The sequence below is a fragment of the Legionella gratiana genome (assembly GCF_001467695.1).
GTDB classification, from domain to species: domain Bacteria; phylum Pseudomonadota; class Gammaproteobacteria; order Legionellales; family Legionellaceae; genus Legionella; species Legionella gratiana.
The window spans coordinates 280,791-292,682 of sequence record NZ_LNYE01000029.1 but is presented as its reverse complement, the minus strand read 5'-3'; the positions used below and the strand labels follow the sequence as shown (position 1 = coordinate 292,682).

Sequence of the window (11,892 nt, the reverse complement as noted above, 5' to 3'; positions counted from 1 at the left end):
AATAACAATGAGCAAGAGCCTAATTAGTTTAGGCTCTTGTATTATCTATACCTATGCTCCTTTAAAATGACTGTTTTTAGACGACTTGATTTTTATGAGATCATGATGTATTTTGGTGGATCAATGCGATATATTAATCCAAACGAGGAAACTATGTATTCATTCTTTCAGACTAAAACAAATGATTCTAAAGCTGATTTTTCCAATTTAATGAGTGCTATCGCTCATCATGATGAGTTATTCCTTATGTCATCCTTAAGTGACAACCCTGAATTCATTAAACAGAGAGATGAAGACGGGTACACTCCGCTTATGTATGGTGCCAATTTTGGTTGTCCTATCACAATGTTTTCACTTCTTTTGGAGAAGTCTTATGCTGTAGGTGCTGATGATTATGGACAAATTCAGAATACCCTGGAAAAACATGGACGCACAAAATTACTGAGATCGCTAAAAGAGTTTATGCAGATCAATAGTGCAAATAATGAAGAATTGCCAGCAGATGGCGCTGTATCTCATAGCCCCAAATGAGCCTTCATTAGAATTCTAGGCGGATCCATAGCTTACACGGGTTCTAATAAAGAACAACTCTCTTCTGAGAGTTGTTCTTTTAAAAACTACCTTTGTGCAGCTACTGAAAGTGATTCGTCACTCATTTCTTCGTACTCTTCACTCTCAACATAACTTCGTCCTAATATCTGGCAGAGTTTTTTCTTATCGTCAATCGATAAATAGGAAACGATCGCTTCAAGTGGATTATAATCTTCATCATGTTCCGTTGCAGATACCTCAGAAGGATAATTATCGTCAATTTCCCATCCATCAACGATGGCCATATAAATAGAATTTAAAAGCATTTTGGCCTGATGAATTTTATCTTGTAATTTTTTCTCTTCTTTACTTCTCGGTAATGAGAATAGAGAAAGGGCAAATCCTTGCCATCCTGATATTTTGGTATCCTTTTTAGGTTCCATAATGGCAAACGCTTTATAGCACGCAATAACCTTATCGATTAAACTATCTTTATATTCTTGGTATTGCATCGGTAAAGAAGCATTTCTTAAGGACCACTCCAAACGCTGCAACTTACTTACCATACTCTTAACTTCAGAAACATATTCTGGATCTATAGAAAATAAATCTACTGTATCCTCTGACAAAGCTTCAAAATGTTGAGGAGGAACGCTCCAATACAATTTAACATCCTCATCATGACCATCTCGATAGAAAACTTCTTTGCCAGAACTTCGAGTATGAGTGTGCAACTTACCAGTACTATGTAGGAAAATAGGCTCTAAACCGCTTATAAATCGAGGCAAAGAAGTAGCTTTAAAAGGAGCAAGTTGTTCTTCTGTTAATATCCCTTCTAATAGATTAAGCGCTTCACTTTTACAAGTATGAGATTTTTCAAGACTCGGCCCCCAAAAACCTAATGACACATGTAAATCAAAAGGCTTTAATCGAGATTGGCGTCCTTCCATTTTTGCTTTGTATTTTTCTATTTCAAAAATATGTTTGGATACTGGCTCTTCTTTATAAAATCTCACTTTCCGAGCTGAGTCCGACGGGATTTTTTCAGAGCCTACAACTTCTTTGATAGCCGCTTCTTGATCAGCAACTGCTCTAGTACATCTTTTTTGTAGTTCATTAAATTGTTCTTCGGTGATTTCAAAAGTATATCCATGCAAACCATGGCCAAGATCCATAAAACGAACTTCTTCATGAGTGAGCCATCCATGATTGCCTTGAAAATCAACATCTAAAGCTAATTTAGTTTTTAGTTTACCCCACCAACTTTTTTTATCAGTTGTACTAGTAACACCATAAAATCCCCAAGCCTCCGCGACTTCAAGCAACTGTTTGCTGTCATCCAGTTTAGATAGGAAAAAAGAACCATGCCAAAAAGGATTACCCTCCACAGTATGATCAAATACGCAAAAAGTTACCGTATATTTCATCTCAAACACCCCTGTTATTTAAATTTAAGGACCTAATATCTAAACCAGATAAAGCAAAGGATATTTTGAGTAAATATTATCAAAGATGCAAGAATTTATTTCATAAAAAATACAAAGGTGCCTACTCTTAATAACAGTTAATTACCTGATGGTTTTCTTTGCTCTTACTTTAATGACAAGTATTCTTGACTTGTATTCAATGTATTTTGAATTGGATCGCTCACAGCAATTTTCTGAAAGGACGAATCATCACCGGATACATGGATACTTTCTTTTAAAAAAACTAATGCTTCGTCAAATGTGTAAAAATTATTTTTTTCTCCAATCAAATCAATAATCCCAGACTTTCGCAACTTTCCTCTAACCCGGTCGTTAGCACCAGATAACATGACGTTAACACCACGTTTTTGTAGATCATGAATAACTTCTTCCAAAGTCTGCAAGCCGGTTATATCGATAAAAGGCACCCATTTAAGCCGAATGATAAGATGTTTGGGATCGGTATGTGTCCCTGCTAATGCCCGTTCAAAATTTTCTACTGCCCCAAAAAAGAAGGGACCTTCAACGGTAAAAACTAACACATCCGGTGGTAGATTAATGAATCCTTTATGGGCAAATTCTTGTTCCAATTCCCGCTCAGTTGCTTGACGAACTTCGACACTGGTTGCCATTCTGCGCAGGAAATGAAGAGTTGCTAGTATGACACCGATATTAACCGCGACCACCAGATCGGCAAAAACGGTCAATAAAAATGTAATCAACAAAATGACAACATCTGCCAGAGGCGCTCGACGTACCATTTTAATAAAATGCTTGGCTTCACTCATATTCCAAGCAACTACAAAAAGTATAGCAGCCAATGTGGCCAATGGAATATGAACAGCCAGAGGGGCCAATACCAATAAGATAATGATTAAGGTAATGGAGTGAGTAATACCCGCAATCGGCCCTGTGCCACCATTGCGAATATTGGTTGCTGTTCGTGCAATAGCGCCAGTTGCGGCAAATCCTCCAAATAAAGGAGCAACAATATTAGCCAAGCCTTGACCGACTAGTTCCTGGTTGGAATCATGTCGGGTACCGGCCATGCCATCAGCAACCACAGCAGACAAAAGCGATTCGATGGCTCCCAACATGGCAATCGTAAACGCAGGACCAATCAATTCAATAATTTTCTCCCATGTGACAGAGGGCATGGTAAACTCAGGTAGCCCCTGGGGAATTCCGCCAAATGCAGAGCCAATTGTTTTGATTCCTTCAAATTGAAATGTTACCTGAACTAAAGTCGTAACGATCAAAGCCACCAAAGGCCCAGGAATACGCTTTAGTGCCGGTACCTTAGGACTGTAGATGACCAACAAAATTGCGAGCACAGCAAGCAAAGTAGTTGTTACATGAAACTCGGGAAAAACTTGAATCAAATGATACAATTTGATATAAAAATGCTCGCCGGTAACGGCAGGTAACCCAAAAAAATCGTTCCATTGGCCCACCCAGATAATAACGCCAATCCCTGCGGTAAAACCAACGATCACTGGATCGGGTATAAATTTAATAACGGCTCCCATTTTTGCCAAGCCAAGTAATAACAGCATCATACCCGCCATTAGACTTGCGATTTGTAACCCTTCAATACCGTATTTTGCAGTAATACCCGATAAAATAACAATAAACGCACCTGTTGGACCTGCAATTTGCAGTCGAGTTCCTCCAAATATCGAAACAAACAATCCTGCCACAATGGCGGTGTAGAGTCCTTGTTCGGGTTTAGCTCCTGATGCAATCGCGAAAGCCATAGCAAGAGGTAAAGCTACAACGCCTACAATCACTCCAGCAATAATGTTGTTGAGCCAATGTTTCGGCTGGAGAAGACCTGCTTTATTTGCTTCTAGAATTGCCAACATGATTACACCTTTATTGGTACAAAATGATAATCACATTATAATGTGATTATCATTTACCAACAACGGTTGTGCTTGGCAGCATGACACAAATACTGAGTTTTATCCTTTACTCCAATTTATAGAAGTACTCACTAATCGTGCTTGGTTCAATTGATCAAATGCTCGTTTTGCCGGTATAAAGTTAGGATATTGGGTCACTAAACGTTGTAAAATCATTCGTGATAAAACTTCATCACCTTGATTCCACTCATTAAGCGCCTCTAGATACATTAAATCAGCTGTTTGGCCTGCAACCACAGGTGCATTATTCATTAATACAGGCTCAATAAAACTTACCCGTGCTTGAGTTTGCGCTTCTAAGCGCTGTAAAACTTGGCGTGCTTGCAAATTACCATTATCACTTGCTTGCTGCAGTAATTCTTTGCCTTTAGAAATTGAACGCTCTCCTGCAGTGCCCTCTAAATAATAAGTACCTAATTGATATTGAGCATAAGCATTTTGACGTAGGGCCAATTTTTCATAAAAGCCTGCTGCCATCTTAGGATCTTTCTCAACACCCAAACCATAGTGATACATTCTTGCTAAAGCCAGCATTGCCTTTTCATTACCTTTTTCCGCTGATTGCTGGTAATAATTGAGTGCATCATTAAAATCAAGCTTGGTAATTACACCTGTCTCAGATAATAATCCCAATTGATAAAGTGCATTAGCATTTCCTATTTCTGCTGCTTTTTTATACCATGCTAAAGATTGCTGTGTATCTCGAGCTTGCCCTAATCCATAAAAATAAATGGCTCCCAATTGATTCATTGCTTCATGGATACCTTGATTTGCTGCTTCAGCAAACAAATCTCTAGCTTTTTGGTAATCCACTGGAATACCTTTTCCATATAAATACATTAAACCTAAATCATATGTTCCTAAGGCATCTCCTTTTACAGCAGCTTGTTGATATTCTTTCAATGCATTAGGATAATTATCATCAACAGTTTCATGTATAAAACCTAATGCAACTAAAGCTTCCGGTAATACCGTAGCTGCTTTTTGATACCACTGCTTTGCCAAATTATAATCAGGATCACCATTGATACCCAGCTGATACAATTGAGCTAACAGGTATTGAGCTAGAGGATTTCCTTGTTCTGCTGAGGCAGTATACCAACGTTGGGCTTCAAGTACATCAGGTTCAGAACCCAAGCCTTTCTGCAACATATAAGCTAATTTCAATTGAGCATATTGATCTCCTTTTTCAGCAAGACCGGCATAAATTTGTTTTGCTTCTTGCATTTTTTGTGGATCAGAATTGTCTATTAAATAATAATCGGCTAAAACAATTCCTGCATGACTGTTTCCTAACTGATAAGCCTGGATCAAATTAGGTAAAAAATCTTGTCCCGTTTGTTTTTGCAGCACTGCCATATTAAAATCAGCATAAGAAAATTTATCATTTACAGCTTGTTGCAACCGCTCCATTCCTTTTGCTGTATCCTGAGCAATGCCTTTGCCTTCCGCAGCATAAGTACCTAAAATAAAATCACTTACAGCATTTTTACCTGATTGTTGATACCAAGTGATTGCTTGTCCTGGATCTGCAGACACACCTATTCCTCGATCATAAAGTAATCCTAGCAATAGTGCAGCTTCATTATTACCTGTCGCAGCTTGTTCTTTGGCAATCAGAAAAGCCTGGTCTTGTCTTTGCTTGTCTTCATCCATTGCATTATAAAAAGCAAGTGGTAATAAAGCCTGAGAGACACCGCGATCTGCGGCACCTTGATAAAGCTGACGAATCATTGCTATTTTATGCTTTCTGACATTGACGCTTAAAGCACTATCATTTTGACGTGCCAAATTATCTGCTAATTCATATTCCGCAGGGCCGTAATTATTAGCAGCTGCCAGATACAACATAGACGTTGCTTGTTCTGGATTAGACTGAATATATACCGTTCCATCCTGGCCAGTTACTCCTTGAGCAAGAATTCTAGAGAGTACATATTGCGATCGTTTATTTCCCTTAAACGCAGCATCCGTTAAATCATTTAAAGCAAGCTGATAATCATTTTTATCTTTAGCATGTTGCAAATATAATATGCCTAGATTGTATTCAGCACCTAAATGCTGTTGTTGTGCTGCATTTTGATAAAAAATAATTGCAGAAGCATCACTTTGAGCAACGCCAATACCGTATTGGAACATTTGTCCTATTTCAAACTGTGATTGAGCATCACCTAATATTGCTCTGGAATAGAGGCTGTTAAAAATAGACATATAGTTCAATTGCTCTTGCCAACCCTTCGTCCACAAATCCATGATGCTCGCTTGCGAGTGATCATCATAATCGTAATAATTTGCATCAATATAAGGTACAGGTAAATTTATTTGGTTAAAAACAGAACTATTTGCCTTTATTGCCGCAGCTAACTGTTTGTTTAAAGGATAAAAGGGATAAGTCCATTGATTGGCTTGGAAATCAGGATTTTTACGAAGAAGTACATCATAAAAACTGGTTATAGGTACATCATTAGGCTGAATCAATTCAAATTGAGGTCTAAAGACAGATTGACGTAGCACATTCTTTACTTTGGGTGCTTGATTATAAGCAAAATCACCTAATACTGACGGATTTTGCCAAGCACTGAATATCCCTTTCATTTGAAAATCAGTTTGCTCCAATTTATCCGTTACACCATTACTCAACCACAATGCGGCTTGTGCTAAAGCAGCTTCTTGATTTTTTGAACTCTCATCTTGATTGGCTTGATCCAGCCATTGTTTTGCGATATTAGGATCCGTCTCTACTCCTATTCCTTTTTGGTACATTTCGGCCAACTCACGTTTACCCTGAGGTAATCCATCTTGAGCTGCTTTTAAGGTCCACATAAAAGCAGCTTTAGGATCATAAATTGGACTTTTTGGTTGTAAATAAATATGAGCCAGGTCTAAGTATGCTTGATCATTTTGCTGGTTACTTGCTTTATTAAACCACTCCAGGGCTTGATCCTTTTGATTGTGCTCTAAAGCCAATTCTCCCAAAGCAACCATTGCAGGGGCGAAGCCTTGAGATACAGCACGATTTAATAATTCGACCCCTTTATTTTCATCTTTGTCAATCAATTTTCCTTCAATATAAAGAGTACCTAATTTAGTAAGAGCCTGGGGATTATTATTAGCAACTGCTTTATTCAACCAAATAAGACCTAATTTACGATTTGATGCATTACGACTGTCTATAAAGTTCTTTGCTAAGGTAAATTGTGCAATTGAATTGCCATTTTTTGCTGCATTAATGTAATAACGGGTTGCTGTATCAACATTTTTCTTGACTCCGACTCCATACATATAAGCTGCCGCAGCAAACATTTGTGCATCTACATCACCAGCATCTGCCGCTTTTTTAAACCAAACTAAAGCTTGTTCTGGATCTTTTTCATGTAATAAAGAGTATTTAGCCATGAGTAGAATTGCAGGCAAATATCCTTTTTGAGCCGATTGGGTAAAATAGCGTATTGCCAGTTGATTGTTTTTTAGTTGACCATATCCATAAAGGTAAATTCGGCCTAAGTAATAATCAGCAATAGCATTTTTTCCTGATTGACTCATTAAAGGTTCAATTGCTTTATTATAGTTGCCTAATCGATAAGCACTGAAATCATCAGCAAAAGCTTGTGAACCCGCTGATGCAACAAACAAACATACCCAAGGTACTAGCGATTTCATGAAAATTCCCCCTCTTAACACAGCAATTTAACCTGACTTTTGGTCTTTTTATGCTTCAGATTTATACCCCAGGTATTATGCCATAATGCACTACTTCATTAACTGCCCCATTCCTTGTAGTGCCATCTACTATCCAATAATTGCCTTTATTATTTAAACCAAATTTAACATTAACGTATTCGCATACTTTAATTGTGTCAGCACAATCTAAAATCTTTCCATAAGAAGTTTTGCCATCTCCTAAAGTACAAACAAATTTGACTAAAGGTTCTCCGGTTGCTAAAACTGCCCATTGGTTACCGCCAATAGTATGGTTCACGCGTGTTGAATACTCACTATCTTCATCACGCATTTGATATAAACTCACTGTCTGTGGCAATTTATTAAAAAAGAAATATAAAGATTGCAAAGCTCCCTCTTTGCCAGGATAAAGACTCAATATTTTTAAACTTTCTTTATATCCAACAGGTCTGCAACCTATAGGAAATCGAGTTTCCTCTTTTGCAGCTTTTGCTTGTGCATCCTCAGCTTTATTTTTTTGGGATTTAGTAGCCGCGTTGAGATGAGTAGATAACAACCCTAAGAAAAGAATCAATGAAATCGAAGTGAATTTTTTAGTTGTATTCATCATTTTTCTCACTCACTGTCATTTATTGGACGAACAATTACTGTTGTGCCCATGAACTTATTACGCTCACTGGATAATTCAACAAAATGTTCATTTAACCATTTAGCATCATCAGTAAACATCCTCACACAACCATGACTTGCTCTGACTCCTGGAATATCATCAGATCCATGTAATGCAAAGCCTTTATGGAAGAACATGCAAAAAGGCATCTTGGCTCCACCTTTACCGATTGGGAACACATCTGATGTACACTTTTCATTTTCTTTACTAAATACGCGATAAATACCCGTTAAAGTACGACAAGAACGATTCGCATCAGGACATCTATCTCTTCCAGATGAAATAGGCCCCCACCTCAGCAAATTTCCTTCAGCGTCATAAGCTGCATAAGCTAATTTGTCTTGATCTACAATAATTTGCTTTTGATGTTCATTGGGTATCTTGAGTGGAAAAGGAGAGACATCAAAAACGGTGAGATAAGCTAAATTTTTTGGAACTGCAATAACCTTACCGGTCCATAAAGGATTATAAGTACGATTAACCCTCTGTACAATGTCACGCTGAGTGGGATCTGGAAATAAAGTTTCCCAACTTTGTCCCGACTCTACTTTAATGCAGTCATATTGCGGGTAACCGCATAATCCTGTGCCATAACTAGCGGCATTTACTACAGCACTCATGAGCAACATCAATGCAATGGAAAGTATTTTATACATATGCCCCCCTCGCCTTACTTTTTATTTTTTACATGCAAGATTTGTGCTTAAATATCAATAATTATTATTCGAGCATATCTAACTTAAGTTTAGTACGAATAATAGAAATTTTGCTAGGATTATAAATAATATTCTAATCATTCATTACTTAAGACCGATACTAATGACCGAAAACCATCCTTAAAGATCAAAATAAAACCAACATATTCGACGTTTATCACCATTGTTTTAAAGCAATGTATTTTCACCATGAAAAAATTGAAAAATGCGCTTTGCTAAATGCTCATTAATACCTTGGACCTTAGCAATTTCTTCTAATGAAGCTTTAGCAAGTTCACGGATACCACCAAAACGATGCAGTAAAGCTTGCCTGCGTTTTGCGCCTACTCCTTCTATGTCCTCAAGAGTTGAATCAAGATTTTTTCTTTGTCTTTTCTTGCGATGCGCAGTAATTGCAAAACGATGCGCTTCATCACGAATATGTTGTAACAAATGCAGTGCTTTAGAATCACTCGGCAAAGTCAATTCAAGTTCATCATGCACTAAAATTATCTTTTCTAATCCTGCTTTCCGCGAAGGGCCTTTTGCAATACCCAGCAAAATCACAGATGAAATATTTAAAGATGAAAGTATTTTTTGGGCAACAGCTACTTGCCCCTTGCCTCCATCAATAATGAGGACATCAGGCAAAGATTGAGTTTCTAGCAAACGCTTAAAGCGACGCGTAATTGCCTGACTCATAGCAGCATAATCATCACCTGGTATAATGCCTTCGATATTAAAGCGCCTGTATTGACTAGGACAAGGTCCTTCTTGTTCAAATACCACACAAGATGCAACAGTTGCCTCTCCAAGTGTATGACTTATATCAAAACACTCCATACGTTCAATTGGCTTTTTCAGTCCTAAAAACTCTTCTAACTCTTGAAAACGAGATCTCATTGTGGAATGTTTAGTGACGTATTCAGCAACAGAAACACGTAAATTATTCAACGCAAAATCCATCCAACGCGATTTAACGCCACGTGGGTTCACTTGAAGCTTACAGAATTTACCGCGCTGCTGGGATAATGCTTCTTGAAGGGCCGTTTGATCATCCACAACATGATTCGTAATGATTAACGCTGGAATTTTCTCAGGAGCATCTAAGTAGTAAAATCCAATAAAGGCACCAAAAATTTGTTGCCATAGAGTTTCCAAACTGAATTCCTCATCCAATCCTTTTTGTGGCACAGATGGAAAATAACTATGACTTGCCACTATTTGGCCATCACGAATGGTCACACACTGCACACAAGCAAAACCCGGGCTCACTTCAATAGCAATGGCATCTGCATCTCCTCGTAATTGTAAAATCCCTTGTTGTTCTTGTACTAATCGCAAGCTTTTAATCTGATCGCGCAAAAGAGCAGCCTCTTCAAAATTCAACTCGCTAACTGCTTTGTCCATTCGTTTTGCTAACTCATCAAGAATTAATTGGCACTTACCTTGTAAAAATCGTATCGCGTCTTGTACCGATCGTTTATAGTCCTCTGGAGAAATATAATTAACACAAGGTGCCGCACAACGCTTGATTTGATATTGCAAACAAGGCCGTGAACGTGCATTAAAATAACTATCACGACAATTACGAATTTTAAATACTTTTTGGATAGTGACTATAGTTTCTTTTACTGCTGCACTACTGGGATAAGGACCAAAAAAATCACCAGAAAGAGGCTTTTTCTTCGAACGATAACTCTCAATACGTGGAAAATCAGGATGATGAGAAAGATGAATATAAGGATAAGATTTATCATCACGTAATAAGACATTGTATTTGGGCTTTAACGTCTTAATGAGATTGCTTTCTAAAAGTAATGCTTCTGTTTCGCTACGAGTAACTGAGATTTCAATAGAAACAATTTGACTCACTAAAGAACGTGTCTTAATCCCTGTATTTTGCTTATTAAAATAACTCGTAACTCGTTTTTTCAAATTAGCTGCTTTGCCTACATAAAGAACATTACCTTCTTTGTCCAGCATACGATAAATACCGGGTTCGTTAGGAAGCTTAGAGAGAAATAACGCCAATTCTGTAGAAGTATTCATATGATAATAATAGCAGTAATTCTTGTGGAGTACGTGGTTATGACTTGGACAACAAAAAAAGAAAATCCATCTTTTTGACATCAAAAATTAGAGATTTACTTTAGTAAACTTAGAGTATAGAAAGAAGTCTATTCTTCTGACGCCAAATCAGTAGGATTTTCAATGATTCCATGTTTCAAAGCTAAGTAAGTAAGCTCCACATCATTTTTTATACCTAATTTCTCAAAGGTACGATAACGGTAACCATTAATTGTTTTGGTACTCAAGAAAAGCCTATCGCTAATTTCCTGAACATTCATACCGCTCGTAATCATCAACATCACTTGCATTTCTCGTTCTGATAATACATTAAAGGGAGAGCCCTGCGCTTCCTCCAAGCTATTGATTGCCACTTTCTGAGCAATTTCGGCACTAAGGTATTTTTCCCCTTTTGCTACTTTACGTATTGCAGCAGCCATCTCTTCGGCACCAGACTCTTTAGTCAAATACCCCATTGCTCCCAATTGCAAAACACGTGTGGGCAACACATCAGAACACATTGCAGTTACTGCGATGACTTTAACATGCGGATTTGATTTTTTAAGACGGCGCGTTACTTCCCAGCCATCAATCCCAGGCATTTTCATATCCAAAAGAACTACGTCAGGAGAATATTGCTTTACTAATGCTAACGCTTGTTCACCACTTTCTGCATCAGCAACTACATTTACATCCGACATATCTTCGAGCAATCGTCGAATACCCATTCGAACCAATGCATGGTCATCAACAATTAGTACTTTAATCAAATAATGCTCCTTGACTTAACAGCCAATGAACAAACTAGGTTGCTCGATGTTAACACGACTGGCTGTACCTATTACAATACATAC

8 protein-coding genes are annotated in these 11,892 nt (G+C 37.8%); 1 reads left to right on the top strand and 7 read right to left on the bottom strand.

Translation table 11 applies throughout. The features are described 5' to 3' along the window. Positions 1–66 precede the first annotated feature (66 nt). A complete protein-coding gene (locus tag Lgra_RS14300) occupies positions 67–531 on the top strand; it encodes a hypothetical protein (RefSeq protein ID WP_131743512.1) in 465 nt (154 codons plus the stop codon). Positions 532–617: 86 nt separating this feature from the next. On the opposite strand, the gene Lgra_RS14295 is transcribed toward Lgra_RS14300, so the two are convergent. The 7 genes from Lgra_RS14295 to letA all read right to left on the bottom strand — a co-directional run bounded on the left by Lgra_RS14295 (position 618) and on the right by letA (position 11,808). Then, positions 618–1,958, bottom strand: a complete 1,341-nt coding sequence (locus tag Lgra_RS14295; protein WP_058499941.1) for a hypothetical protein — start codon at positions 1,956–1,958, stop codon at positions 618–620. Between the two features lie 164 nt (positions 1,959–2,122). Beyond that, complete coding sequence (locus tag Lgra_RS14290; RefSeq protein WP_058499940.1) at positions 2,123–3,862, bottom strand: SulP family inorganic anion transporter; 1,740 nt, start codon at positions 3,860–3,862, stop codon at positions 2,123–2,125. Between the two features lie 99 nt (positions 3,863–3,961). Then, positions 3,962–7,582, bottom strand: a complete 3,621-nt coding sequence (locus Lgra_RS14285; protein ID WP_058499939.1) for a tetratricopeptide repeat protein — start codon at positions 7,580–7,582, stop codon at positions 3,962–3,964. A 61-nt stretch (positions 7,583–7,643) separates the two neighbouring features. After that, positions 7,644–8,210, bottom strand: coding sequence for a hypothetical protein (locus tag Lgra_RS14280; protein ID WP_058499938.1), 567 nt, complete (start codon positions 8,208–8,210; stop codon positions 7,644–7,646). A gap of 8 nt (positions 8,211–8,218) precedes the next feature. After that, complete coding sequence (locus tag Lgra_RS14275) at positions 8,219–8,929, bottom strand: L,D-transpeptidase (protein ID WP_058499937.1); 711 nt, start codon at positions 8,927–8,929, stop codon at positions 8,219–8,221. Positions 8,930–9,157: 228 nt separating this feature from the next. Continuing rightward, positions 9,158–11,020, bottom strand: coding sequence for an excinuclease ABC subunit UvrC (gene uvrC, locus Lgra_RS14270; protein WP_058499936.1), 1,863 nt, complete (start codon positions 11,018–11,020; stop codon positions 9,158–9,160). Positions 11,021–11,148: 128 nt separating this feature from the next. Beyond that, positions 11,149–11,808 carry a two-component system response regulator LetA gene (gene letA, locus Lgra_RS14265; RefSeq protein WP_058499935.1) on the bottom strand — a complete coding sequence of 220 codons (660 nt, stop codon included), beginning with the start codon at positions 11,806–11,808 and terminating at the stop codon, positions 11,149–11,151. Positions 11,809–11,892: the final 84 nt, after the last annotated feature.

Excerpts from the sequence above, each read along its gene's own strand:
- Lgra_RS14280 (WP_058499938.1), bottom strand. The coding sequence starts at position 8,210 with ATGAATACAACTAAAAAATTCACTTCGATTTCATTGATTCTTTTCTTA.
- uvrC (WP_058499936.1), bottom strand. The coding sequence starts at position 11,020 with ATGAATACTTCTACAGAATTGGCGTTATTTCTCTCTAAGCTTCCTAAC.
- Lgra_RS14295 (WP_058499941.1), bottom strand. The coding sequence starts at position 1,958 with ATGAAATATACGGTAACTTTTTGCGTATTTGATCATACTGTGGAGGGT.
- Lgra_RS14275 (WP_058499937.1), bottom strand. The coding sequence starts at position 8,929 with ATGTATAAAATACTTTCCATTGCATTGATGTTGCTCATGAGTGCTGTA.
- Lgra_RS14290 (WP_058499940.1), bottom strand. The coding sequence starts at position 3,862 with ATGTTGGCAATTCTAGAAGCAAATAAAGCAGGTCTTCTCCAGCCGAAA.
- Lgra_RS14285 (WP_058499939.1), bottom strand. The coding sequence starts at position 7,582 with ATGAAATCGCTAGTACCTTGGGTATGTTTGTTTGTTGCATCAGCGGGT.
- Lgra_RS14300 (WP_131743512.1), top strand. The coding sequence starts at position 67 with ATGACTGTTTTTAGACGACTTGATTTTTATGAGATCATGATGTATTTT.